Here is a 24,869-nt window from a genome sequence, read left to right on the forward strand (position 1 = left end):
CGGGCTCCTCGGGTCGTCCACGTTCCTACGCAAGCGTAGGTTACTCCGGCGTAGGTTCTGCCTCGCCGGGCGTGACGATCCTGTGAGGGTTGCCCGGGGCGCACCGCCGCGCGCGCCGGTGCCCGCGCGTCGGGAGTAGCGTGACCGCGAGAATCGGGCACTGACGACGGAGGGAGCGGTGGGTCTCGCGATGAGCCGGCGATCCCTCGTCTACGGGCTGTACGAGCGCCGGTTGGAGGCGGCCCTGCCTCGCGAGGCGGTCCCGCACCACGTCGGCATCATCCTCGACGGCAACCGCAGGTGGGCCCGCGCCGGGGGCAACCGGGCCGCGCACGGGCATCGGCGTGGCGCGGACAAGATCGCCGACGTCCTCGGCTGGTCGGAGGACATCGGCGTCCAGATCGTGACGCTGTGGATGCTCTCCACCGACAACCTCGCGCGCGATCCCGAGGAGGTCGGGGAGCTCCTGGGGATCATCGAGGACGCCGTGGCGGAGCTCGCGACCTCGCGGCGATGGCGGATCCGTGTGGTGGGGGCGCTGGACCTGCTGCCGGAGTCGACCGCCGACCGGCTCCGGGCGGCGCAGGAGCTGACGTCCGACGTGGAGGGCATGGGCGTCAACGTCGCCATCGGCTACGGCGGGCGCCGCGAGATCGCCGACGCCGTCCGCGGCCTGCTCAAGGAGCACGCCCTCGCCGGGACGAGCATCGACGAGCTCGCGCAGACGCTCACCGTGGAGCACATCGCCGAGCACCTGTACACGAAGGGGCAGCCCGACCCGGATCTCGTCATCCGCACGTCCGGCGAGCAACGGCTCGGCGGCTTCCTCCTGTGGCAGAGCGTGCACAGCGAGTTCTACTTCTGCGAGGCGTACTGGCCGGACTTCCGGCGCGTGGACTTCCTGCGCGCCGTGCGTTCCTACGCGATGCGCGAGCGACGGATGGGAAGGTAGCGCTCGGGATCGGTCGCGGAGACGCCGAGGTGAACTTCTCGAGCCTCGGCACAGCTCGGGTGTGTTGCTACCCGGCGCAGCCCGTCCGGAGTCGTAGCGTCACAGTGTGGAGGCGCGCCAGCCGTCCACCGGGAGGCCAGCCCATGGAGCGAACAAGCTTCGGGAGGGGCCGCCGGCCCCAGTGGCCGACCGCTCACCCCGAGCGCCGTCCGTCGCCAGCGACGGACCGGAGCTGATCGCCGGGCGCGCGAGCGCCAGAGGGAGCCACCGTGAGCGTTGACGCAGCTGAGACCCGATCGCAGGCCGACGGAGTCGAGGAGGTGTCGCAGCGGCTCACGTACGTGCTCGACACCTCCGTGCTCCTGTCGGATCCGCGGGCGGTCCTCCGCTTCGCCGAGCACGACGTCGTCCTGCCGGTCGTCGTCGTCACCGAGCTCGAGGCCAAGCGCCACCACGCGGAGCTGGGGTACTTCGCGCGCAGCGCGCTGCGGCTGCTCGACGACCTCCGGGTCAAGCACGGACGCCTGGACGCGCCCGTACCGGTGAACGACGACGGCGGGACGGTGCGCGTCGAGCTCAACCACTCCGACCCGCAGGTCCTGCCGGCCGGGCTGCGCCTCGGGGACAACGACACCCGGATCCTCTCCGTGGCGGCGAACCTGCGCGCGGAGGGGACCGACGTCGTCGTCGTCAGCAAGGACCTGCCGATGCGGGTCAAGGCCTCCGCCGTCGGGCTCGCCGCGGAGGAGTACCGCGCGCAGCTGGCCGTCGACTCGGGCTGGACCGGGATGGCCGAGGCCGACCTCGCCGAGGGCGAGATGGCCGACCTGTACTCGAACGAGCGCCTCTCGATCGCCGACCTCATGAGCCCCGAGGCGGTGCAGGACCTGCCCGTGCACACCGGTCTCGTGCTGCACTCGCCACGGGGTTCGGCGCTCGGCCGCGTGACGGTGGACAAGCACGTGCAGCTGGTGCGCGGGGACCGCGACGTGTTCGGCGTCCACGGGCGCAGCGCCGAGCAGCGCATCGCGATCGACCTCCTGCTCGACGAGGAGATCGGCATCCTGTCGCTCGGTGGGCGGGCGGGGACGGGCAAGTCGGCGCTCGCGCTGGCCGCGGGCCTGGAGGCGGTGATGGAGCGCCGCTCCCACCGCAAGGTCATGGTGTTCCGGCCGCTGTACGCCGTCGGCGGCCAGGAGCTCGGCTACCTGCCCGGCAGCGAGGCCGAGAAGATGAACCCCTGGGCGCAGGCGGTCTTCGACACGCTCGGCGCGGTTGTCTCGCGGGAGGTGGTCGAGGAGGTCATGGACCGCGGCATGCTCGAGGTGCTGCCGCTCACGCACATCCGCGGGCGCTCGCTGCACGACGCGTTCGTGATCGTGGACGAGGCGCAGTCGCTGGAGCGCAACGTGCTCCTCACGGTGCTCTCGCGCATCGGGCAGAGCTCGCGTGTGGTCCTCACGCACGACGTGGCGCAGCGTGACAACCTCCGCGTCGGCCGGCACGACGGCGTCGCCGCCGTGATCGAGGCGCTCAAGGGTCACCCGCTGTTCGCGCACGTCACGCTGACCCGCTCCGAGCGGTCGCCCGTGGCGGCGCTCGTCACGGAGATGCTGGAGGGCGCCGACCTCTGACGTGGTCGATCCGGCCGTGCCGGTCCGGCGGTGCGTAGCCTGGCGCGCGTGGACACGTACGACGTCGTCGTCATCGGGGCGGGCCCGGCCGGCACCGCCGCCGCGCTGCGCGCCGCGGAGCTCGGCGCTCGGGTCGCGGTGCTGGAGGCGGACCGGGTCGGTGGCACGTGCGTCAACAGCGGGTGCGTGCCGACGCGCGTGCTCGCGAAGACCGCGCGCCTCGTCCGCGAGGTGCGCACCGCCGACCGGTACGGGATCGGCGCCGGGCCGGGGCTCGTGGACTGGCCGACGACGGTCGCCCGCGTGCACGCCACGGTGGACCGCGTGCGCGGGCTCAAGCGGGAGGCCGAGCGGTTCGCTGAGGCCGGGGTGACGCTGGTGCTGGAGGGGCGCGCGCGCTTCGTCGACGACGTCACGCTCGAGCTGGCGAGCGGGCGGCGCGTGCGGGGCTCCTCGATCGTCGTCTGCGTCGGGGGCCGCTCACGGCGCCTGCCGATCCCGGGCGCCGAGCTGGCGACCGTGCCGGAGGACGTGCTCGCCCTGCCCGCGCTCCCGCGGCGCGTCGCGATCGTCGGCGCGGGCAGCACCGGCGCCCAGCTGACCACGATCTTCTCGGCGTTCGGCAGCGAGGTGACGCTGCTCGACGTCGCGCCGCGCATCCTGGCCACGACGGACGACGACGTCTCGCGCGCCGTCGCCGACGCGTTCCGGTCGCAGGGGGTCGACGTCCGCACCGGGCTCGACGGCGTCACGGCACTCGAGCGGGAGGCGGACGGGACGATCCGGCTCACATCCGTCGAGGACGGTGCGCCGTCGCGGGACCGGTTCGACGCCGTCGTCATGGCGACGGGCTGGCCGGCCGACGTCGCGGACCTCGGCCTGGAGAATGCGGGTCTGTCCCTGACGAACGGGGCGATCGCCGTCGATCGCTACTTCCGCAGCGCCGTCGGGCACATCTTCGCCGCGGGCGACGCGAACGGCCGCGACCTGCTCGTGCAGGCGGCCCACTTCGAGGCGGAGGCCGCCGCCGAGAACGCCGTGCTCGGCGTCAACCGGCGCACGCCCGGCCACCTCCTCCCCTCGGGCGGGTTCACGGACCCGGACTACGCGGGGGTGGGCATGACGGAGGCCGAAGCGCGCCGGCGGGACCCGTTGTGCCTCGTGGCCACCGTGCCGCTCGCCGAGCTCGACCGCGCGGTGATCGACGACCGTGAGACGGGCTTCCTCAAGCTCGTCGCAGACCGGCGACGCGAGGTCATCCTCGGTGCGCACGCGGTCGGGGAGAACGCCGTCGAGATCGTGCAGTCGGTGACGACGGCGATGGCCGCCGGCGTCGATCTCGCGACGCTGGCCGATGTGCGGTTCGCGTACCCGACCTACGGGGCCATCGTCGGCCTCGCCGCCCGCGCACTCCTGGCCGAGCCACCGGCCGCGGCGTAGCTCAGCGCAGCGGGTCGAGCGGCGCGAGCACGTCCGGGACGACGCCGGTCGCTATCGCCTCGGCGAGCAGCTGACCGGTGAGCGGGCCGAGTGTGATGCCCCACATGCCGTGGCCGCCCGCGACGTGCACGCGCGGCGACAGGGTCGGCCCCACGAGCGGCAGCCCGTCCGGTGTGCACGGGCGTGAGCCGACCCACTCCGAGCGCCGGTCCGTGAAGTCCGCGCCGTCGATGAGCGGCTCGGCGGCGGCGACGATCGCCGCGATCCGACGCGGGTCGAGCGGCTCGCCGGGCCGGCGGAACTCCATCATCCCGGCGACGCGCAGCCGACCGTCGAGCGGGGTGCAGGCCACGCGTTGGGCCGGCAGGTACAGCGGGCCGACGGGCAGGTCCTCCACGGGCACGGTGAACGAGTAGCCGCGGCCCGCCTGCACCACCGTTCGCACGCCGAGGCCGCGCGTCAGCTCTCCCAGCCGGGCGCCCGTGGCGAGGACGACGACGTCGGCGTCGAACCGCTCACGCCTCCCGTCGGCGTGCTCGGCCGCGACCGCCGCGGGCCGGCCCGGCGCGCCGCCGTCGACAGCGAGCACCCGCACGCCCTCGAGCAGCTCGACGCCGTCGGCGCGAACAGTGTCGGCCAGCGCCGCGACGTACGCCGGGGGGTCGATGAAGCGCGTCCCGTCGAGCCGGACGCCGGCCTCGACGCGGGGCGAGGCGGCCGGCACGAGCGCCCGCACCCCGTCGCCGTCGAGCACCTCGTGCGGGACGTCCTGGCCCGCCTCGGCGAGCAGCTCGATCTCGTGCAGCAGCGGGACCCGATCCGCCTCCGCCCGGTAGGCGGCCACGAACAGCGCGGCGCGGGTGGGCTGGGCGACGCCGTGAGCCGCCAGCGTGTCGAACGCGTCGAGTGCCCGCGCGTTGAGCGGCACATAGGCCGCCATGGAGCGTCGCCACGCCGCCCACGTGGAGTGCCGCAGGAACGAGACGAGGAACCGCAGGAGCAGCGGGTCGGCCCGGACCGGCGCGTACACGGGGGAGGCCGGGGAGAGCAGCGCCCGCACACCGGCACGCAGGATCGAGGGCTCGGGCAACGGCGTCGTGAGGGACGGTGTCAGCCAGCCCGCGTTGCCCCACGACGACCCGGCGGCGACGTGCTCCGCCTCGAGCACGCGCACCTCGAGCCCGTGTCGGCGCAGGAAGTGGGCGGTGGCGAGGCCGAGCATCCCGGCCCCGACGACGACGGCCGACGTGGGAGCAGGGATCGGCCGGGCCTGGGTCATGGGGCCAGTGTGTCGCGCGCCCCTCCGGCACGCGAGGGCACGCGGCGCGACGGGCGGCGACGAGGTGACGAAATGTCGGGAAAGAATGACGCGCCGTCACTTTGTCCGGCGATTCTGGGCGCATTCTGCGACGTGCCATGATGCATTCATGACGATCCCGGTGATTCCGACGACCGACGTCGCCCCGTACGACGCGCTGCTCCTCCACTCGTTCGGCGGGCCCGAGGGACCGGACGACGTCATGCCGTTCCTGCGCAACGTCACGGCCGGCCGCGGCATCCCCGACGAGCGGCTCGAGCAGGTCGCCGAGCACTACCTGCACTTCGGCGGGCGCAGCCCCATCAACGACCAGAACGCCGCGCTGCTGGCGGCACTGCGAGCGGAGCTCGATCGGCGCGGTGTCACGCTCCCCACGGCGTGGGGCAACCGCAACTGGGACCCGTTCGTCACCGACACGCTGCGTGAGCTGCACGACGCCGGCCACCGCCGGGTGCTCGTGCTCACGACGAGCGCGTACGCCTGCTACTCCTCGTGCCGGCAGTACGGCGAGGACCTCGCCCGGGCGCTGGCGACGCTCGAGTCGGAAGGCCGGCAGATCGCCGTCGACAAGGTCCGCCCCTACTTCAACTCGCCCGGATTCGTGACGGCGAACACCGACGCCGTCCGCGGGGCCGTCGGATCCCTCGGCGGGAATGCGCGCACGCCGCACGTGGTATTCGTCACGCATTCCATCCCGACCACGATGGAGGATGCGTCCGGGCGCGACGCGCCGCACGGGGCGACCTACCGCGACCAGCACCTCGACCTCGCGCGGGTGGTCGCCGGGCGGCTCGCCGCCGAGGGCGTGCCGATCACGTGGGAGCTGGCCTTCTGCTCCCGGTCCGGGCCGCCGTCGCAGCCCTGGCTCTCACCGGACGTCAACGACGTGCTCGAGGCCCGGCACGCGGAGGGGGTCGACGGCGTGGTCCTCGCCCCGATCGGCTTCGTCTCCGACCACATGGAGGTCGTCTACGACCTCGACACCGAGGCGCGCGAGACCGCCGAGCGGCTCGGGATGCGGATGGTCCGGGCCGCCACGGCCGGCACCGCCGAGGAGTTCGTGGCCGGGCTCGTCGACCTCGTGCTCGAGCGCTGCGGCACCGAGCGCGGCGAGGCGCCGCAGCGGCCGGCCGAGGGCGAGATCGGCCCGTGGCCCGACGCGTGCAGTCCTGGCGGCTGCTGGCGACGTGACGGCGAGGACTCCGGCGTCCCCGCCGCCGCGACCCGCGTCGACGCCGAGGCGGTGTCGGCATGAGCGCGGACACGGGGACGACCGGGGCCACAGCGCCGCACGTCGACCACAGCGCCGTCGCCGAGCGCGTGAACGACGAGCTGCGCTTCACGATGTGGTCGGTGTGGCGCACGGCCGCGCCCCTGGCGGGCGACGCCGAGGAGGTCGACGCGCTGGCGGCGTCCGCGGAGACCGCTGTGACGTCGGCGGGAGCGGACCTGCGGGGCTGGTACGACGTCGGCGGCTTCCGGGCCGACGCCGACCTCATGGCGTGGTGGCACGCACCGGACGTCGAGTCCGTGCAGGCCGCCTACCACGCCCTTCGGGCGAGCACGCTCGGCGCGGTGCTGGAGCCCGTCTGGTCGGTCGTGGCCGTGCACCGGCCGGCCGAGTTCAACCGCGGGCACGTCCCGGCGTTCCTCGCCGGCGACGACCCGAAGGGCTTCCTGTGCGTGTACCCCTTCGTCCGTTCGTACGAGTGGTACCTGCTGCCCGACGACGAGCGCCGCACGCTGCTGCGGGAGCACGGGATGGCGGCCCGCGACTACGGCGACGTGCTGGCGAACACCGTGGCCACGTTCGCGCTCAGCGACTACGAGTGGATCCTCGCGTTCGAGGCGGACGAGCTCGTGCGGATCGTGGACCTCATGCGCGAGCTGCGTGCCACCGACGCGCGCCGGCACGTGCGCGAGGAGGTGCCGTTCTTCACCGGACCGCGCGTCGAGCTGCCCGAGTGGGCGGGGCGTCAGCCGTTCATGGGGTGAGCGGCGCCGGGGCGTGCCGGAGGGTCGCCACCGCGCGGGCGTAGTCGTCCGGGTCGATGCCGCCGAAGACGGCGTGCTGGACGACGAAGCCCATGACGAGCGAGAGCAGGACGCGCGCCGTCGCTGTCGGGTCGGCGTCCGGAGCGATCTCTCCGGTGTGGCGCCAGGTCTGCGCGAACGTTCCCACGGTGTCGAGGAAGGCGTCGTAGAACGCGTCCATCACCTCGGCGATCGCGGGGTTGCGTTCGCGTTCCCCCCAGCCGTGGAGCGCGATCCGCGTGAGGTCGTAGCCGTCCCCGACGGCGATGGCGCGCACCGCCGAGACGAGTGCGCCCACGACCTCGGCCGGCGTCGGGGTCGGCTCACGGTTCCGGAGCCTCTCGAGGGTGCCCTGCTGCTGGGTGAGCGCGCCGGTGGCCGCTGCGGCGATGAGGTCTTCCTTGGAGCGGAAGTACCGGTACACGGCCCCGGCGGACATGCCGGACTCGCGGATGACCGACTCCATCGACGCAGCGTGGAAGCCGTCGCGGGAGAAGCACCGGAGCGCGGCCTGCAGGATCTGCTCGCGCCGTGCGGCCAGGTGCGCCTGGGAGACCTTCGGCACGGGTGGCTCCTCTCGTCGTCCGCCATCGGCATCCTAGAACGAACCTTCGCTCTTGACGGGACTTCGATCGAGGTGCATGCTCGAGAATAACGAAGGAACGTTCGCCTTATGGGAGATGCGTCATGACTGCGACCGAGCTCCGGGTCCCGTCCTCGTCGAGCGCCGAGCCGACAACATGGCGTCGTCTGACGGCGCTCGTCGTAACCGTCGCCGCGCTGGCCGGCATCCTCGTGACCGCATTCGCGTGGCCGGCCGTCAACGCCGAGCCCCGTGACGTCCCGATCGGCCTCGCCGCCCCGCCGGAAGCCGCCGGCGCGATCACTGCCGCGCTGGAACAGGCGCAGCCAGGCGCCTTCGACGTCCGTGAGGTGGCTGACGAGCAGGCGGCTCGTGCCGCCGTCTCCAGCCGCGAGCTGCTGGGAGCGATCGTCGTCGGCCCCGAGGGCGGCACCGTGCTCACCGCCCCGGCGGCCGGAGCGCCGATCGCCCAGGCGCTCGACGCCGTCGCCGTCGCCCTCTCGCGCGCGTTCGCCCAGCAGCAGGGGACCGCGCCCGCCGAGCCGTTCTTCACCGTCGAGGCCGTGGTGCCGCTCGCGCCGGGCGACCCTCGGGGCGCGGGCTTCTCGAGCTCCGTGCTTCCGGTCGTGCTCGTCTCGCTGGCGGTCGGGATCCTCGGCGCCCTCGCGATCGGCGGCACCGTACGTCGCCTGCTCTTCGTCGGCGCGGCAGCGGTGGGTGCGGCGCTCGTGGTTGCCCTCGTCGCCGACTCGTGGCTCGGCGTGCTCGACGGCGGATGGTGGGCTCAGGCCGCCGTCGTCGCCCTCGCGATCGCCGCCGCGGGAGCGGGCGTCGTCGGCCTGGGTGCCGCGCTCGGCCGGGCGGGCATCGGGATCGCGGTCGCGGTCGTCATGCTGCTCGGCAACCCGCTCTCCGGCGCGGCCGTGCCGCCCGAGCTGCTCCCCGCGGGCTGGAGCGAGCTCGGTCAGGCGCTCCCGCCGGGGGCGTTCGTCGACGCGATGAGATCGGTCGCCTACTTCGGTGGGGCGGATGCCGCGACGCCGCTCCTCGTGCTCGGCGCGTGGGTCGCCGGCGGCGTCGCGCTGGTTCTCGTCGGCGGTGCGGTCCGCGGTCGCCGCGCCCAGCGCCGCGCGTGAGGCGACCCGAGCTCGGCCGCGCTGCGGTCAGGGCGCGCCGAACGCGCCGCGGACCATCGCCGCGGCGAGCCGTCGGACCGATGCCGGATCGACCGCCTGGGCGGGGGACGCGACGAGCGTGAACAGCGCGCCGCCGTAGAGCGTGATGAGCGTCTGCACAGCACCCGGGGTGGGTGGGAGACCGAGCTCGCCGTGGAGCGCCGTGGTGTGCGTCAGCGACGTCCCCTCGAACCCCGCGAGCGCCGCGGCCAGCGTCGGCCGGCGGCGTGCCTCCAGCTGGAGCTCGAAGACCGCGAGATAGCGCGCCCGCAACGTCGTCGCCGCGTGGAGGAGCGAGTCCGCGAGCACGTCGACGAGCTGCTCGAGCGACATCCCGGCAGCCTCGCCCGGAGCCGGCCCGTCGGGCGGGGCGTCGTCGGCGCGGGTGGCGGCGTCCATCTCGGCGAGGTGGAGCTCGACGATCCGTTCGGCGGCGGCGACGAGGAGGGCCTCCCTGCTGGGGAAGTAGTTCGACACGGTTCCCGCGGGCACGCCCGCGACCCGCTCCACGGCCCGGTGCGTCAGACCGTGCGCCCCGTCCGAGGCCAGGAGCTCGATGGCGGCGTCCGTGAGTGCGCGGCGACGCCGGGGGTTCGTCGGTGGCACGGCGCGATTCTAGGACGACGCGCGTTGTACTACGATCGTAGTGAACAGTTGGACGGGAGAGGTCGGGATGCGCGAGCTGACAGCGACGGTCGTCGGTGGGGGAATCGCCGGACTGGCCTCCGCGACGGCCCTGGCCAGGGCGGGGTGGCGGACGACGGTGGTGGAGCGGACGGGCTCCTTCGGCGAGGTGGGCGCCGGAGTCGCGATCCCACGCAACGGGATCGCGGCGCTGCGGTCGCTCGGTGTGGACGACGACGCCGTCGCCGCGCTCGGCCACGAGGATCTCGGCACCGGCTTCCGAGACTCCGCCGGGCGGTGGATCCTGCGCATCCCCGACGACGATCCCGCGGTGCGCTGGACGATCACCATCTGGGGCGTGCACCGCGCCCGGCTTCACGCGACGCTCCAGGCCGCCGCCCGGGCCGCAGGGGTCGAGCTCGTCACCGGTGCCACCGTCACGGCAGTGGACGCGGGCGCACCGGGTGCCGCACCAGGATCCGTGACGTGGCTGGAGGGCGCGACCGAGCGCCGTCTCGAGTCCGACCTCGTGGTGGGCGCCGACGGCATGTGGAGCGCTGTCCGAGGGGCGGTGTTCCCGCGCTCACGACCCCGGTACAGCGGCAGCACGAGCTGGCGCGCCGTCGTCCGCGACACCGCGTCCGAGGGGCGGCTCGTCGAGATGTGGGGCGCGGGCGCGGAGTTCGGCGCGATGCGCATCAGCGAGTCCGAGCTGTACTGGTACGGCTACTTCCGGCACCCGGAGGGCGCGACCTTCGACGACGAGCTCACGGCAGCGCGTGACCGTTTCGCCGGGTGGTCGCCGTGGGCTCTCGACCTCATCGAGGCGACCGATCCGGACCGTCTCCTCCGCCACGACGTGTACCACCTGCCCGGCGGACTGCCGAGCTATCAGCGAGGCCGGGTGGTCATGGTCGGCGACGCCGCGCACGCCGCGCTTCCCACGATGGGTCAGGGCGCCGCGAGCGCGCTCGAGGACGGCGCCTCGCTGGGCCCGCTCGTGGGCTCGGCCGTCGTCGCGGGGCGAGACCTGTCCGGCGCCCTCGCCGCCTTCGACGCCGCACGTCGGCCCCGGTGCCGGGCGATCGCACGGAACGCCAGGCTCATGGCCCGGTTCGGCGCGGATCTCGGGGGAGGCTGGCGCCAGCCTGTGCGCAACTCACTGCTGCGGCTCGCGCCGGGTGCCGGCGTCGCCCGCGCGGGGGGCTCGATCGTCCGGTGGGTGCCGCCGACGGCCCCGAACGCGTCGGGCGAGACCGTGCCCGGCGCGGCCTAGCTGGCGGAGATCGGCGGTTCGACCTCGGCCCCGACGTCCCCGGCGGCCGCGACGAGCTTGGCTCGCCCGTCCGCGAGCGCGTACTCGACGCCGACGATCGCGCACCGGCCCTCGGCGATCGCCCGGGAGAGGCGTTCCGAGTAGGCCTGCAGCGTGCGGGTCGTGTTCGTGACGTGCTCGCGCAGCACGAGCTCGGGCGGCGGCAGCGTGACGGTGCGTCCGTCCGGGCCCTCCTCCGCGCGCGTGGCCGCGAGCGACGTCGGGGTCACGATGCTCGGGATCACGCGGTCGACGATGGCGCGCACGAAGCCGGTCGGCAGCTCGCCGGTGACGAGCGCGTCGACGGCCGCCTGGATCGCGCCGCAGTAGTCGTGGCCGAGGACGACGACGAGCGGTGCGTGGAGCACGTCGACGCCGTACTCGATGGAGCCGATGACCGTGGTGTCGACGACGTGCCCGGCGGTACGGACGACGAACGCGTCGCCAAGGCCTTGGTCGAAGATGATCTCGGCGGCGAGCCGCGAGTCCGAGCAGCCGAAGATCACCGCGAACGGGTGCTGCTCCCGGGAGAGCTTGGCGCGCAGCTCGACGCCCTGGGAGGGGTGCTCCGGGCGGCCCGCGACGAAGCGCTCGTTGCCGGCGCGCAGCGCCTCCCACGCCTCAGCAGGGGTGGTCGGGCGGCGGGGCGAATCGTTCGGCGTGGTCACGAAGGCATCTTCGCACCACTCGTCCAGGGAGCCGCGCGGCCGGTTGCTCGCCGAGATGCGTACGCCCGGGGCCGGGTGTTCAGTGGGGGGTCATCGCCGACGACGACGGGAGTGGGGGACGTGCACCGACGCCGCATCGCCGCGCTGCTGGGGCTCGCGTTGGTCGCGCCGCTCGCCGCGTGCGCGTCCGGGCCGGAGGGGCCGCCGACGCTGACGTGGTACATCAACCCGGACAACGGTGGGCAGGTCGAGATCGCCGCGCGCTGCACGGAGGAGGCCGACGGCGCCTACCGGATCACCACCTCGCTCCTGCCGCGCGATGCGGCGTCGCAGCGGGAGCAGCTCGCGCGCCGACTCGCCGCGCACGACTCGTCCATCGACATCATGAGCCTCGACCCGCCGTTCATCCCGGAGCTCGCCGAGCCCGGGTTCCTTGCCGCCGTGCCGGGCGACATCGCGGACGACGTCGGCTCCGGGGACGTCGTGCAGGGGGCGATCGACTCCTCGACGTGGCGTGACGAGCTCGTCGCCGTCCCGTTCTGGGCCAACACGCAGCTGCTCTGGTACCGCAAGTCGGTGGTGGAGGCAGCGGGTCTCGACATGAGCGCGCCGGTCACGTGGGACCAGGTCATCGACGTCGCGCAGGAGCAGGATCTCCTGCTCGGCGTCCAGGGGGCGAAGGCCGAGTCGCTCACGGTCTGGATCAACGCCCTCGTCGCGTCCGCGGGCGGGCAGATCATCACCAACCCCGAGGCCCCTGCCGACGAGGTGGAGCTGGGGCTCGAGTCGGACGCCGGCCGGGAGGCGGCGCGGATCATCGGCACGATCGGTTCCGAGGGCCTCGGCGGCCCGGGTCTGCCCACGGCCGACGAGAACGCCTCCATGGCGCTCTTCCAGTCCGACCGTGGCTCGTTCATGGTGAACTGGCCGTTCGTGTGGTCGGCCACGAACGCCGCCGCGGACGAGGGCGCCGTGCCGGCGGACCTGCCGGACGACATCGGCTGGGCGATCTACCCGCGGGTCGTCGAGGACCAGGACGCCGCACCGCCGGTCGGCGGGATCAACCTCGGCGTCGGCGCGTTCAGCGAGCACGTCGACCTGGCGTACGACGCCGTCCAGTGCATCGTCTCGCCGGAGAACCAGTCGGCCTACTTCGCGACCAACGGGAACCCGCCGTCGAGCATCGAGGCGTACGACGACGCAGAGGTCCAGGAGGCGTACCCGATGGCGGACGTCATCCGCGACTCCCTCGACCAGGGCGCGCCCCGGCCGCAGACGCCGTACTACAACGAGGTCTCCAGCGGCCTTCAGGAGACGTGGCACCCGCCGTCGTCGGTCAACCCCGACACCACCCCGGCCAGGTCCACGGAGCTCATCACGGACGTGCTGCGAGGGGAGCGACTCCTGTGACGGCGACGAGCTCGACCCGGTCCGCCCGCCGCCGGGCGCCCGCCCGGAGCGCCCGCGCTCGCGACGAGGCTCGCCTGGGCTGGCTGCTCGCCGGCCCGGCGTTCGTCGTCATGCTGGCCGTGACCGCCTACCCGATCCTGCAGGCCGTCTACGAGTCCCTGTTCAACAACCGGCTGACCGCACCCGACGACCGCGCGTTCGTGGGGCTGAAGAACTACGGCGTCGTGCTGACCGATCCGGTGTTCTGGCGCAGCCTCTGGGTGACGACGTTCATCATGCTCGTCACCGTGCTCATCGAGCTCGTGCTCGGCTTCGCGCTCGCCCTGGTCATGCACCGCGCCCTCACCCGGCTGCGGGGGCTGCTGCGCACGGCGATCCTCGTGCCGTACGGCATCATCACCGTGGTCTCGGCGTTCGCGTGGTTCTACGCGTTCGACATCACGTCCGGCTACGTCAACACGTGGTTCGACTGGGTGCCGGGAGTCGGCCCCGATCTCAACTGGTTCGCGAGCCAGGGCACGAGCCTCTTCGTCATCATCGCCTCCGAGGTGTGGAAGACGACGCCGTTCATCTCGTTGCTCCTGCTCGCGGGCCTCGCGCAGGTGCCGGGCGATCTCGAGGAGGCCGCCCGGGTGGACGGCGCCACGCCCTGGCAGGTGTTCGCGCGCGTCATCGTGCCGAACATGAAGGCGGCGATCATGGTCGCGGTGCTCTTCCGGGCGCTCGACGCGTTCCGGATCTTCGACAACGTCTTCATCATGACGAACGGCGCCAACGGCACCGAGGTGCTGTCGCTCCTCGCGTACCGGCAGTCGATCAGCCGGCTGGAGATCGGGCTGGGGTCGACGATCTCGGTCTTGCTGTTCCTGTGCGTCATCCTCATCTGCTTCGTCGCCATCAGGCTCTTCCGGGTCGACCTGGCGAGCGCGCGAGGGGAGAAGTGATGGGCGTGCTCAGCAAGCGCCAGCGCGTGTGGTGGACGGTGATCACCGTCCTCGTCCTGCTGTACGCGCTGTTCCCCGTCGCGTCGATCGCCGCGACGTCGTTCAAGAGCTCGGCCGAGCTCAACTCCGGCCAGATGCTCCCGAGCAGCCCGACGCTCGCGAACTACGAGCAGATCCTTGTGGGGTCCGCACAGGAGCTGTTCCTCTCCGCCCTGCGCAACTCCATCGGCATCTCCCTCATCTCGACGGTGATCGCCGTCGTCCTCGCGACGCTCGCGGCCTACGCGATCGCCCGGCTCGACTTCCCGGGCAAACGCCTCATCCTGACGACGGCGCTCGGCGTCTCGATCTTCCCGGTGATCTCGATCGTCACGCCGCTGTTCAACCTGTGGCGCACGATCGGCCTCTACGACACCTGGCCCGGCCTGATCATCCCGTACCTCTCGCTCACGCTGCCGATCTCGATCTGGACGCTGGCCGCGTTCTTCCGGCAGATCCCCTGGGAGCTGGAGCAGGCCGCCCAGGTGGACGGCGCGACGCCGTTCCAGGCGTTCCGGAAGGCGATCGTGCCGCTCGCCGCGCCTGGGGTGTTCACGACGGCGCTCATCGCGTTCTTCATCGCCTGGAACGACTTCGTCTACGGCATCTCGCTGACCTCGACGTCGGCGGCGCGGCCGGTGCCCGCCGCCCTCGCGTTCTTCACCGGTGCCTCGCAGTTCGAGGAGCCGGCCGGCGCGATCTCGGCCGCCGCCGTCATCGTGACGATCCCGGTCGTCGTCCTCGTCCTGCTCTTCCAACGTCAGATCGTCTCGGGCCTCACCCAGGGCGCCGTCAAGGGTTGACCCCCGCCAAGGAGCACCATGTCCTCGATCACGCTCAAGAACCTCGTGAAGAAGTACGGCGACGGATTCCCGGCGGTCAACGACGTCAGCCTCGACATCGCCGACGGCGAGTTCGTCATCCTGGTCGGCCCGTCCGGCTGCGGGAAGTCGACGCTGCTACGGATGATCGTCGGCCTCGAGGACATCACGTCCGGCGACCTGCTGATCGACGGCGACCGGGTCAACGACAAGGCGCCGCGCGACCGCGATCTCGCCATGGTGTTCCAGAACTACGCCCTGTACCCCCACCTCACCGTGTACGAGAACATCGCGTTCCCGCTGCGCCTGCAGCGCGGGCAGTACTCCGACGAGGAGATCGACACCCGGGTGCGGCGGGCGTCGTCGCTGCTGGAGCTGGACGAGCACCTCGACCGCAAGCCGGCGAACCTCTCGGGCGGGCAGCGCCAGCGGGTGGCCATGGGGCGGGCGATCGTGCGGCAGGCGCGGGCGTTCCTGTTCGACGAGCCGCTGTCCAACCTCGACGCCAAGCTCCGCGGGCAGATGCGCACCGAGATCGCCCGGATGCAGCGCCGCCTCGGCACGACGACCGTCTACGTCACCCACGACCAGACCGAGGCGCTGACGCTCGGCGATCGCGTCGCCGTCCTGCGCAAGGGCGTCCTCCAGCAGGTCGCGAGCCCGCGGGCCCTGTACGAGGAGCCGGTCAACCTGTTCGTCGCGGGCTTCATCGGCTCACCGCCGATGAACTTCATCCCCGGCGAGGTCACCGAGGACGGCATCCGCACACCGTTCGGGGACGTTCCGCTCGACGACCGGCTCCGGCCCGCCGTCGAGGGCCGCACGCTCGTCATCGTGGGGATCCGCCCGGACACGTTCAAGGACGCGGACACGACGCCGGTGGCCGAGGGCGGCGTCACGTTCGGCGCCGACATCGACGTCACCGAGTGGTTGGGCTCGGAGCTGTACGCGTACGTGCCGTTCGACACGCACGAGGCGGTCGCGGGCAAGCTGGAGGAGCTCGATCGCGACCTCGACGGCGAGGGGATGCGCACCCAGCTGGTCATCGCCCTCGACCCGATGACCGCGCTCGGCGACGGCGACGCCGCGGACCTGTGGTTCGACCCGACGGTCATCCACGTGTTCGACCCGGAGAGCGGTGAGAACCTCACGCGGGACTCCGCCCGCGCGGAGAAGATCGACGAGCAGGGCGTCGCGCAACGCAAGCGCGCACTCGAGAGGGCGCACGCCAGGGCCGAGCGGGAGGACGCGGGCGGGACTCCCTGAGGCCACCCCTCGCGGAGCTCCGGGCGCGGGCGCGTCAGGCGAGCTCGGGGCGGGTGGGCGGGTCCGCCCCCGGGCGCGACACGGTGATCGCGGCGATCCGCGCGGCGGCGTCGAGCAGGACGCGTAGCGCCGAGGGTTCGAGCGCCGCGAGGCCGGGTCGGTGCTGCGCACCCAGCAGGCCTGCGGACCAGAGCCCGTCGATGAGGCCGCCCATGAACGAGTCGCCGGCGCCCACGGTGTCCGCCACGGTGACCGTGGGTGCGGGCGCCTCGGCCTCGCCTCCGTCGGCGGCGACGGCGAAGGACCCCGCGGCGCCCAGCGTGACGACGACGACGCCGGGGCCGCGAGCCGCCCAGTCGCGCGCGACCTCACGAGGATCGCTGCCCGGGTAGAGGAAGGCCAGGTCCTCGTCGGAGAACTTGACGACGTCCGACGCCGCGACGAGCGCCTCGATCCGCGGGCGGACGCCGTCGGCCTCGCCCATGATCGAGGGCCGCAGGTTCGGGTCGTACGTGATCGTCGCGCGGTCCCGAGCCGCGGCGACGACGCCGTCGACGCGCTGGGCGCCCGGCGCGAGCGTCGCCCCGATCGAACCGACGTGCACGGCCACGACGTCGTCGGCGATCTCGACCTCCGGGTAGTCCACGGTGAGGTCGAAGGTGTAGCTGGCGGCGCCGTCGTCGCCGATCGTCGCGAGGGCCGTCGAGGTCCGCTCGGCGCCGATGGAGCCCGCGGCGATCCGGACGCCCGACGCCGCGAGGTGCGCCCGCACCAGCTCACCGTTCTCGTCGGCGCCCAGCCACGTCACGAGCTCGACGTCGCGGCCGAGCCGGGCGAGCCCGAGCGCGACGTTGGCGGGCGAGCCGCCCGGGTGGGAGCGCGCGGGTTCGCCGGCGCGTTCGACGATGTCGACAAGGGCCTCGCCGACCACGAGCACCGTGCTCATCGGTCGCGATCCTGCGCTCGCCGGGGCTCTCTTCGGGGTCCGCCCTCCGTGCTCATCGGTCGCGCTCCGCCGGCGCAGGCGCCTCGGTGGCGCCGCCCGATGCCGGGGACACCCGGGCGAGGCGGTCCCGAGCGCCGTCGAGCCACTCCTGGCAGCGGGCGGCCAGGGCCTCGCCCCGCTCCCAGAGGGCCAGCGAGTCCTCGAGGGTGGCGGCGCCCTGCTCGAGGCGCTGGACGACGTCGACGAGCTCCGCGCGCGCCTGCTCGTAGGAGAGGGTCGCGGGATCGGGTCGGGCGGGTGGTTCCTGGCTCACCTGCGCAAGTGAACCAGACGACGGCGACAGCGCCGACGTGGCCCCACGCCGTCATCTCACGACGACGCCGAAGGTCCCGCCAGCCACGAGGGCCTCGAGCTCCTGGGCGGCGGTCACGTCGGCCGGGTCACGCACCACGGTGCCCTCGTCCGACCGCAGCACGGCGTATCCACGGTCGAGCGTGGACTGCGGCGAGAGGGTGCGTACGGCCTGAGCGAGGCCGGCGACGTCGGCGCGAGCGTGCTCGAGACGGTGGCCGAACACCCGGCGGGCGGTGGCGAGGTCACGGTGGAGACGCTCTTCACGGGACGTCACGAGCACGAGCGGCTGGGCGAGGACGGGTCGCGTGCGCAGCGCGTCGAGCCGGTCCTGCTCGGTGCGGACGCGATGCTCGACGGCGCGCCGCATGCGAGAGCGCACCTGCGTGAGGTTCGCCCGTTCGCCGGCGACGTCCGGCACGATCCGCTTCGCGGCGTCGGTCGGCGTCGAGGCCCGGTAGTCGGCCACCAGGTCCAGCAGCGGCGTGTCGGTCTCGTGCCCGATCGCCGACACGAGAGGCGTGCGACACGCGGCGACCGCCCGCACGAGGGCCTCGTTGGAGAAGGGCAGCAGGTCCTCGACGGCGCCCCCGCCGCGGGTGACGACGATGACGTCGACGCGCGGGTCGGCGTCGAGGTCGGCGATCGCGCGCGAGACCTCGGCGACGGCGCTGACGCCCTGGACGGCGACCTCGCGGATCTCGAACTCCACGTCGGGGTAGCGGTCGCGCGCGTTGACGACGACGTCGTGCTTCGCCTTCGCCTCCCGCCCGCACACCAGGCCGATCCGATGGGGCAGGAACGGGAGCGGGCGCTTCCGGTCGGCGTCGAACAGGCCCTCCGCCGCGAGGACCCGGCGCAGCTGCTCGATGCGGGCGAGGAGATCGCCGATGCCGACGGCACGGATGTCCCGTGCCTGCATCGTGAGCGTGCCGCGCTTGGGCCAGAAGCTGGGCTTCGCGTGGACGACGACGTGGGCGCCGGTCTCGAGCGGCGTCGCGATGGCCGCCATCAGCCGGGGCATCGCGGTCACGCTGAGCGACATGTCGGCGTCGGTGTCCCGGAGCGTGAAGAACGACATCCCGGACCGCCGGTTCAGCTCGACGACCTGGCCCTCGATCCACACGGGCGACATGCGGTCGACGTACTCCGAGATCTTCGAGGCGAGCACGCGGACCGGCCACGGGTGCTCCGGCGAGGTGTCGAGCGCTCGGGCGGCGAGCGGGGGGCGCTGGCCGGGCGCCGCGGCGCGGGGTGCCGCCGGGCCGGTACCGCCCTCGGCGCGCTCCGGGGTCACGGGGACGTCGGTCATGGCCCCCAGCCTGCCGCACGACGGCGACAACCGGGCGGGCCAGTACCGCCACGTACGATGAACGGGTGACCCAGACGGCCCCCCAGACCTCGGCCCCGCCGACCGTACCCGGCCCTCGCCGCGTGCTGCTGGCGGCGCCGCGCGGCTACTGCGCCGGCGTGGACCGCGCCGTCGAGGCGGTGGAACGTGCGCTCGAGCACTACGGCGCCCCCGTCTACGTGCGCAAGGAGATCGTGCACAACAAGTACGTCGTCGAGACGCTGACGGCGCGCGGCGCGGTGTTCGTCGAGGAGACGGACCAGGTGCCCGAGGGGGAGCGCGTCATCTTCTCCGCGCACGGCGTCTCGCCGGCCGTGCACGCCCAGGCGGCGGCGCGGTCCCTGCAGACGATCGACGCCACGTGCCCGCTCGTGACGAAGGTGCACAAGGAGGCGGTCCGGTTCGCCCGGGAGGACTTCGACATCCTGCTCATCGGGCACGACGGGCACGAGGAGGTCGAAGGCACCGCGGGCGAGGCGCCGGACCACGTGCAGCTCGTCAACGGCCCCGACGCCGTGGATGCCGTCTCGGTGCGCGACCCGGAGCGGGTCGTGTGGCTGTCCCAGACGACGCTGTCGGTGGACGAGACGATGGACACGGTGCGGCGCCTGCGCGAGCGGTTCCCGGCCATGCAGGACCCGCCCAGCGACGACATCTGCTACGCCACCCAGAACCGTCAGGTCGCGGTGAAGAAGCTGGCGCCGGACTGCGACCTCGTCATCGTCGTGGGGTCCGCGAACTCGTCGAACTCCGTGCGCCTCGTGGAGGTCGCGCTCGACGCCGGGGCGCGCTCGTCCTACCGGATCGACCAGGCGTCCGAGCTGCGGGACGAGTGGTTCGACGGCGTCACGACCGTCGGTCTCACCTCCGGTGCCTCGGTGCCGGAGATCCTCGTGCGCGACGTGCTCGACGCGCTCGCCACCCGTGGGTACGGCGAGGTCGAGGAGGTCCGCACGGCGACCGAGGACCTCATGTTCTCGCTCCCGCGGGAGCTGCGCGCCGACCTCAAGACCGCGGGATCCGGGGACACGCGGCCGCGACGCGAGAACCGACGTTCGCTGAGCGTCGAGCCGGCCTGAGACCGGCCGGCCGGCACCGCGTCAGGACGCGGAGCTCGCCCGACCGGCGGGCCGCTCGTCGTCGCCCGGCGCGGCCCGCTCGATGAGGAACAGGGTGTCGTCGCGGTCGGCGTCGAGCACGGCGCGCCGTTCGGCGGCGGCGTTGCGGAGCTTGACCGGCTCGTCGGGATCGAGGTGCGCGGGGTACAGGTCGGGCTTCTGGCTCGGGACCGCGAGGACCTCGAGGGGCGGGGGCACGTCCAGGTCCGGCTCCAGGCCCTGCAGCGCACTGAACTTGCGGGCCTGTGTGACGACCCGGCTGTCGAGCGACGAGCTCATCTTGTTGAACGCGTCGACCGTCGAGTTGAGCCGCTTCGCGAGCGTCGAGAGGTGCCCGCCGAACACGCTGAGCCTCTTGTGCAGCTCGCGTCCGACCGAGAAGACCTGCTGCGCCTCCGCGGCGAGCATCTCCTGCCGCCACGTGTAGCCGACGGTCCGCAGGAGTGCCACGAGCGTCGACGGCGTCGCAATGACGACGTCCTGCGCAAAGGCGTGCTCGAGCAGAGTGGGGTCCTGTTCGAGCGCCGCGTTCAGGAACACCTCGGCGGGCACGAACATCACCGTGAACTCGGGAGAGCCCTCGACGTGGTGCCCGTAGTCCTTCGCGCCGAGGTCGTCGATGTGCCGGCGCAGGTGCCGAGCGTGCGCCGCCAGGCGCTTGGCCCGGGTCTCGTCGTCGCGCGCCTCCATGGCTTCGAGGTAGCCGCTGAAGGCGACCTTCGAGTCCACGACGATCTGCTTGCGCCCCGGGAGCTTGACGACGAGGTCCGGCCGCAGCGTGCCGTCGGCCACCGTCTCCTGCTCCTCGAAGTCGACGTGCTCGACCATGCCGGCCGCCTCGACGATGCGACGCAGCTGCAGCTCGCCCCACCGGCCGCGGACCTGCGGTGCCCGGAGCGCGGTGACGAGCTGGCTCGTCTCCGTACGGAGCTGCTCGGAGGACTGCTGCATGGCGCGCACCTGCTCGGCGAGCGCCGTGTGCGCCGCGAGCCGCGCCTTCTCGGCCTCGGTCATCTCGGACTTCACGTCCCCCAGCGTGCGGGTCAGCGGCTCCACGAGCTGCTTGACCGCCTGCTCGCGCTTGGCGAGCTCGGCCGCGCTCTCGACCTGGGTCCGCTTGAGCCGTTCCTCGGCCTGGGCGAGGAACTGCTGGGTGTTGGCGGCAAGGGCCTTCCGCGAGAGTGTCTCGAACTCGTCGGCCAGCCGCTTGGAGTCGGCGCGCAGCTCCTCCACGCGCTCGCGAGCGGCGGTGCGTTCCCGCTCGAGCTGGACCTCCGCGCGGTGCTCGGCCTCCGCGACCCGACGGTCGGCGTCGTCCCGCTCCTCCTCCACCCGGCGGGCAGTGACGCGGCGCTCGTCCTCCAGCCGCCCCGCCCACGCCCGGTCGGCGGCCTCGGCGGAGCGCTCGGCGGCGGCGGCGCGCTCCTGCGCGGCTCGGCGGTCCGAGCCGAGCCGAGCACGTTCGCTACCGGCCCGCGCTGTGGCCGCGAACCAGCCGACGGCGCCGCCGATCACCAGGGCGGCGATCGCGATCAGCAGGTCGGTGGTGTCCATGGAGCCGAGTCCATCACGAGGCGCCGACATCGGCGTCGTGCCGGGCCGAGTGCCACCGGATCCCACGCCGCTGCCTGCGGTGCTACGCCACCGCCCCGCCAGGCGGAGCAGTGACGTAGCACCGTGCGGCAGCCCCGCAGTCCCAGCGCAGTCCCACGGACAGGGCGGACGCGGGGCTCAGTGCACCAGCGCCGCCACGTCGAGCAGCTGCGCGAACGCCGGCGTCCCCGAGAGGTGGGTGAGCAGATGCGTGACGTTCCGGTCGGCGAAGTCCCGTTCCGGAGCGTCGGCACCTGGCGCGCTGGCCGCGGCGTGGGCGTCCAGCGCCACCCCGACCTCTCCCATCACGTAGTTGCAGATGCTCATCGCGTGCCCGCGGAACGACCCGTCGTCGAGAGCCGGGACGCCGTCGGCCACGCTGGCGTAGCCCTCCACGAGCGCGCGTGCCCCGGCCACGTTGACGGCGCCGCCGGGGTCGATGCTCCAGGTCGCGAGCGCATCGGCGAGCTCCCACGCCGGGGGCTGCCCGCCGGCGTGCTCCCAGCCGGCGACGACGAGTGTCCCGTCGTGCTCGCGCCGGACCTTCGCGGGGCCGAGGGAGTTGTGCGTGAGCACGGCGCTGCCGGCGTCGACGGGCGCCTCACCGAGCGACGCCAGGCCGTCGAGCGTCGGCACGGCCGCGGCGAACGCGTCCGCCCAGCTCACCCCGGCAGCGCGGGCCCGCGCTGCGACGTCCGCCCAGGGCTCGTCCGCGAACCGTGCCTCGTGCCACGGCGAGACGCGGTCCACCTCGAGGCGCAGGCCGTGGATCGTGGCGAGGACGGCGCCGACGCGGCGCGTGCTCAGTGCGCTCACCGGCGCGGCGAGCGGCGGTGCGGAGTGGCGCCAGGTGGTGACACGCCACGGGACGCCGTCGATCTCCTCGACGACGGCGCCCGCACGGCTGCGCACCGGGGCGGGCAGCTGCACGCCGGCCGCGGCGGCCGCCTCCTGCAGCTCGACGTCGCGTTCCGCCGGGACGATGGGCCACCAGTTCTCGGCGCTGCGGACGGCCCAGCGTCCGCCGTCGGTCTCCAGGGACCACAGGCGGCCCAGGTCGTCGGCGCGCTGGACGGACGCCATGGGGCTCGTCATCGCGCCGAGGTCGAACCGTTCGGCGACGACGGCGGCGAGGCTCGGGTCGGCGACGTCGGCCGTCCCGCGCAGGCGGTCGACCTCCGTCTTGAGGTCCGGCCAGGTGCGGAACCCGTACTGCTGCGCGAGTGCCGCCTGGGCGGCGGCCAGCGTCGTTGTCGGGTCCTGGTCCCGCAGACCCGCGAGCAGGTCCTTGGCCTGCCGGCGCAGGTGGTCGAGGTTCGGGTTGTCGGGGAGCGTCTTCATGTCGGAACACCTCGCTCGTCGCCCGGACTCGCACGGGCTGAGCATCGGTAGGTGTTCGGGTACGGCACACCCACTCAGATCGGGTGGCTTCCAGCCTTCCGGCGAGTCTCGACGCGATCCCGCTCGCGTTGGGACAGACGGTAGACCCGGCTCTCGGCGTGGTCAACGGGTGGGTCTCGACGTCGGGGGCCGCCCAGGCATCCACGTAGACTCACCGCACGTGGCCCTCACCATCGGCATCGTCGGACTGCCCAACGTCGGCAAGTCCACCCTCTTCAATGCGCTGACCCGCGCCCAGGTCCTCGCCGCGAACTACCCGTTCGCGACGATCGAGCCCAACGTCGGCGTCGTCCCGCTGCCCGACCCGCGCCTGGACACGCTGGCCGGCATCTTCGGGAGCGAGCGCATCGTTCCCGCGACGGTGTCGTTCGTCGACATCGCGGGCATCGTCAAGGGCGCGAGCGAGGGGGAGGGGCTCGGCAACCAGTTCCTCGCGAACATCCGCGAGGCTGACGCGATCTGCATGGTGACCCGGGCGTTCGCGGACCCCGACGTCGTGCACGTCGACGGCCGCGTCGACGCTCTCGCCGACGTCGAGATCCTCACCACCGAGCTCATCCTCGCCGACCTCCAGACGCTCGAGAAGGCGATCCCGCGCCTCGAGAAGGAGGTCAAGGGTAAGAAGAGCGACGCCGCTGTCCTCGCCACGGCCGTCCGTGCCAAGCAGCTGCTGGAGACCGGGACGACGCTCGACGCCGCGGGCGGCGACGACGGGCTGGACCCGGCGATCCTGGACACGTTCCAGCTCATGACGGCGAAGCCCTTCATCTACGTCGTCAACACGGACGACGCCGGGCTCGGGAACGAGGCGTTCCAGGCTGAGCTGCGCGCCGCGTGGGCGCCGGCCGACGTGATCTTCCTCGACGCCAAGTTCGAGTCCGAGCTCGTGGAGCTCGACCCCGAGGACGCGGCGGAGATGCTCGCCGAGTCCGGTCAGCCGGAGTCCGGGCTCGACCAGCTCGCGCGCGTCGGCTTCCACACGCTCGGCCTCCAGACCTACCTCACGGCGGGTCCGAAGGAGTCGCGCGCCTGGACGATCCACCAGGGCTGGACGGCGCCCCAGGCGGCGGGCGTCATTCATACGGACTTCCAGAAGGGCTTCATCAAGGCGGAGGTCGTGTCGTTCGCCGACCTCGTCGACGCCGGCAGCATGGCCGAGGCGAAGGCGCGCGGCCGGGTGCGCATGGAGGGCAAGGACTACGTGATGCGCGACGGCGACGTCGTGGAGTTCCGCTTCAGCGTCTGAGCGTCAGGCAGTCCCGGGCGAGCACCAGCGGGCCAGTCATGGGCGCTGCCCCTCCTCGCGTGGCTCTGCCCGATCGAATCCGACGTGCAGCACGTCGTCCAGGTCGTCGGCGTCGAGCGTGTTGTGGCGGAACCGCACGGAGCCGCCCACCCGCCGGTCGAGACCTTCGCCTTCGAGGTGCAGCCGGCGGCGCAGCGTCGTGCCCCCGGGCAGCTCGGCGCTGATGCGCAGGTCGAACCAGGTCCGGTCGTCTCCGCTGCCGGTGTGCTCGATCGCCCGCTCCACGGTCCCGACGGCGACCCGGCCGTCGGCGAAGCACGCCTGCTCTCGTCGTCCGGAGGCGACCAGAGCCGCGACGACCCCGCCCATGGCGAGGACAGCCGGGATGCCCCAGATCCACCAGTACAGGACCGTGCGATCGGTGTCGGTGACGCTGGACCAGACGGCCAGCGCGATCGAGCCGAACGGCGCGATAAGGAGCAGCGCGATGCCTGCCAGCATCGTCGCCGTGCTGATGGTCTCGACCTTCGACCAGTACCGGATGCGCGCCCGGGTCTCGGGGGTGCGCGCCGCCGCCATCCACTCCCGGGTCTGCTCGTCGGTCGCGATCAGGCCCAGGAGGGAGAGGTGCTTCATGGGG

At 73.1% G+C, this 24,869-nt stretch carries 23 protein-coding genes; 13 read left to right on the forward strand and 10 right to left on the reverse strand.

The window, feature by feature from the left end:
* Positions 1-190 precede the first annotated feature (190 nt).
* From BCAV_RS05460 to BCAV_RS05470, 3 genes are all read left to right on the forward strand, one after another.
* Complete coding sequence (locus BCAV_RS05460) at positions 191-952, forward strand: isoprenyl transferase (protein WP_043348672.1); 762 nt, start codon at positions 191-193, stop codon at positions 950-952.
* 320 nt (positions 953-1,272) lie between these two features.
* Positions 1,273-2,586: an RNA 5'-3' helicase PhoH2 gene (gene phoH2 / locus BCAV_RS05465; RefSeq protein ID WP_015881585.1), complete on the forward strand. Its 1,314-nt coding sequence runs from the start codon at positions 1,273-1,275 to the stop codon at positions 2,584-2,586.
* A 48-nt stretch (positions 2,587-2,634) separates the two neighbouring features.
* Positions 2,635-4,026, forward strand: a complete 1,392-nt coding sequence (locus tag BCAV_RS05470) for a dihydrolipoyl dehydrogenase family protein (protein ID WP_245528958.1) — start codon at positions 2,635-2,637, stop codon at positions 4,024-4,026.
* A gap of 1 nt (position 4,027) precedes the next feature.
* Here BCAV_RS05470 and BCAV_RS05475 read toward each other — a convergent pair whose 3' ends face one another.
* Entirely contained in the window at positions 4,028-5,305 is a 1,278-nt protein-coding gene (locus BCAV_RS05475; protein ID WP_015881587.1) for an NAD(P)/FAD-dependent oxidoreductase, read from the reverse strand.
* A 148-nt stretch (positions 5,306-5,453) separates the two neighbouring features.
* Between BCAV_RS05475 and BCAV_RS05480 the strand changes: the two genes are divergently transcribed.
* Both BCAV_RS05480 and hemQ read left to right on the forward strand, forming a co-directional pair.
* Positions 5,454-6,599, forward strand: a complete 1,146-nt coding sequence (locus tag BCAV_RS05480; protein WP_015881588.1) for a ferrochelatase — start codon at positions 5,454-5,456, stop codon at positions 6,597-6,599.
* On the forward strand, positions 6,596-7,339 hold the full coding sequence (hemQ, locus tag BCAV_RS05485; RefSeq protein ID WP_015881589.1) for a hydrogen peroxide-dependent heme synthase: 744 nt from the start codon (positions 6,596-6,598) through the stop codon (positions 7,337-7,339). Before BCAV_RS05480 ends, hemQ begins: the two co-directional genes overlap by 4 nt.
* On the opposite strand, the gene BCAV_RS05490 is transcribed toward hemQ, so the two are convergent.
* A complete protein-coding gene (locus tag BCAV_RS05490; protein WP_015881590.1) occupies positions 7,329-7,943 on the reverse strand; it encodes a TetR/AcrR family transcriptional regulator in 615 nt (204 codons plus the stop codon). The two genes, hemQ and BCAV_RS05490, sit on opposite strands and share 11 nt — an antisense overlap.
* A gap of 122 nt (positions 7,944-8,065) precedes the next feature.
* Between BCAV_RS05490 and BCAV_RS05495 the strand changes: the two genes are divergently transcribed.
* A complete protein-coding gene (locus BCAV_RS05495; RefSeq protein ID WP_015881591.1) occupies positions 8,066-9,097 on the forward strand; it encodes a hypothetical protein in 1,032 nt (343 codons plus the stop codon).
* A gap of 27 nt (positions 9,098-9,124) precedes the next feature.
* On the opposite strand, the gene BCAV_RS05500 is transcribed toward BCAV_RS05495, so the two are convergent.
* On the reverse strand, positions 9,125-9,742 hold the full coding sequence (locus BCAV_RS05500) for a TetR/AcrR family transcriptional regulator (protein ID WP_015881592.1): 618 nt from the start codon (positions 9,740-9,742) through the stop codon (positions 9,125-9,127).
* 40 nt (positions 9,743-9,782) lie between these two features.
* Between BCAV_RS05500 and BCAV_RS05505 the strand changes: the two genes are divergently transcribed.
* Positions 9,783-11,036, forward strand: coding sequence for an FAD-dependent oxidoreductase (locus tag BCAV_RS05505; RefSeq protein WP_222836673.1), 1,254 nt, complete (start codon positions 9,783-9,785; stop codon positions 11,034-11,036).
* Here BCAV_RS05505 and BCAV_RS05510 read toward each other — a convergent pair.
* Complete coding sequence (locus BCAV_RS05510) at positions 11,033-11,743, reverse strand: carbonic anhydrase (protein WP_015881594.1); 711 nt, start codon at positions 11,741-11,743, stop codon at positions 11,033-11,035. The genes BCAV_RS05505 and BCAV_RS05510 overlap by 4 nt on opposite strands.
* A 120-nt stretch (positions 11,744-11,863) precedes the next feature.
* Here BCAV_RS05510 and BCAV_RS05515 point away from each other — a divergent pair, with 120 nt between their 5' ends.
* Genes BCAV_RS05515 through BCAV_RS05530 form a run of 4 tightly spaced genes read left to right on the forward strand, consistent with a single transcriptional unit; the run spans position 11,864 to position 16,223 of the window.
* Positions 11,864-13,153, forward strand: a complete 1,290-nt coding sequence (locus tag BCAV_RS05515) for an extracellular solute-binding protein (protein ID WP_015881595.1) — start codon at positions 11,864-11,866, stop codon at positions 13,151-13,153.
* Complete coding sequence (locus BCAV_RS05520) at positions 13,150-14,097, forward strand: carbohydrate ABC transporter permease (protein ID WP_015881596.1); 948 nt, start codon at positions 13,150-13,152, stop codon at positions 14,095-14,097. The genes BCAV_RS05515 and BCAV_RS05520 overlap by 4 nt, the downstream gene beginning before the upstream one ends.
* The gene (locus tag BCAV_RS05525) at positions 14,097-14,939 is read left to right on the forward strand and encodes a carbohydrate ABC transporter permease (protein ID WP_015881597.1); all 843 of its coding nucleotides are present in this window, start codon (positions 14,097-14,099) and stop codon (positions 14,937-14,939) included. The genes BCAV_RS05520 and BCAV_RS05525 overlap by 1 nt, the downstream gene beginning before the upstream one ends.
* A gap of 18 nt (positions 14,940-14,957) precedes the next feature.
* On the forward strand, positions 14,958-16,223 hold the full coding sequence (locus BCAV_RS05530; RefSeq protein WP_015881598.1) for an ABC transporter ATP-binding protein: 1,266 nt from the start codon (positions 14,958-14,960) through the stop codon (positions 16,221-16,223).
* Positions 16,224-16,257: 34 nt separating this feature from the next.
* Here the strand turns inward: BCAV_RS05530 and BCAV_RS05535 are convergent, their stop codons facing one another.
* The 3 genes from BCAV_RS05535 to xseA are packed head-to-tail and all read right to left on the reverse strand — an operon-like array spanning position 16,258 to position 18,832.
* Positions 16,258-17,169, reverse strand: a complete 912-nt coding sequence (locus tag BCAV_RS05535) for a carbohydrate kinase family protein (protein WP_015881599.1) — start codon at positions 17,167-17,169, stop codon at positions 16,258-16,260.
* 52 nt (positions 17,170-17,221) lie between these two features.
* Positions 17,222-17,482 carry an exodeoxyribonuclease VII small subunit gene (locus BCAV_RS05540; RefSeq protein ID WP_015881600.1) on the reverse strand — a complete coding sequence of 87 codons (261 nt, stop codon included), beginning with the start codon at positions 17,480-17,482 and terminating at the stop codon, positions 17,222-17,224.
* 51 nt (positions 17,483-17,533) lie between these two features.
* Positions 17,534-18,832: an exodeoxyribonuclease VII large subunit gene (xseA, locus tag BCAV_RS05545; RefSeq protein WP_015881601.1), complete on the reverse strand. Its 1,299-nt coding sequence runs from the start codon at positions 18,830-18,832 to the stop codon at positions 17,534-17,536.
* Positions 18,833-18,897: 65 nt separating this feature from the next.
* On the opposite strand from xseA, the gene BCAV_RS05550 reads away from it, so the two are divergent.
* On the forward strand, positions 18,898-19,950 hold the full coding sequence (locus BCAV_RS05550; RefSeq protein WP_043346655.1) for a 4-hydroxy-3-methylbut-2-enyl diphosphate reductase: 1,053 nt from the start codon (positions 18,898-18,900) through the stop codon (positions 19,948-19,950).
* A 21-nt stretch (positions 19,951-19,971) separates the two neighbouring features.
* Here BCAV_RS05550 and BCAV_RS05555 read toward each other — a convergent pair whose 3' ends face one another.
* The gene (locus BCAV_RS05555) at positions 19,972-21,543 is read right to left on the reverse strand and encodes a DNA recombination protein RmuC (RefSeq protein ID WP_015881603.1); all 1,572 of its coding nucleotides are present in this window, start codon (positions 21,541-21,543) and stop codon (positions 19,972-19,974) included.
* A gap of 177 nt (positions 21,544-21,720) precedes the next feature.
* A complete protein-coding gene (locus BCAV_RS05560; protein WP_015881604.1) occupies positions 21,721-22,923 on the reverse strand; it encodes a phosphotransferase in 1,203 nt (400 codons plus the stop codon).
* A 220-nt stretch (positions 22,924-23,143) separates the two neighbouring features.
* On the opposite strand from BCAV_RS05560, the gene ychF reads away from it, so the two are divergent.
* Entirely contained in the window at positions 23,144-24,229 is a 1,086-nt protein-coding gene (gene ychF, locus BCAV_RS05565; RefSeq protein WP_015881605.1) for a redox-regulated ATPase YchF, read from the forward strand.
* 36 nt (positions 24,230-24,265) lie between these two features.
* On the opposite strand, the gene BCAV_RS05570 is transcribed toward ychF, so the two are convergent.
* Positions 24,266-24,865: a hypothetical protein gene (locus tag BCAV_RS05570; RefSeq protein WP_144016723.1), complete on the reverse strand. Its 600-nt coding sequence runs from the start codon at positions 24,863-24,865 to the stop codon at positions 24,266-24,268.
* Positions 24,866-24,869 lie beyond the last annotated feature (4 nt).

The organism is Beutenbergia cavernae DSM 12333 (assembly GCF_000023105.1).
Lineage (GTDB): Bacteria > Actinomycetota > Actinomycetes > Actinomycetales > Beutenbergiaceae > Beutenbergia > Beutenbergia cavernae.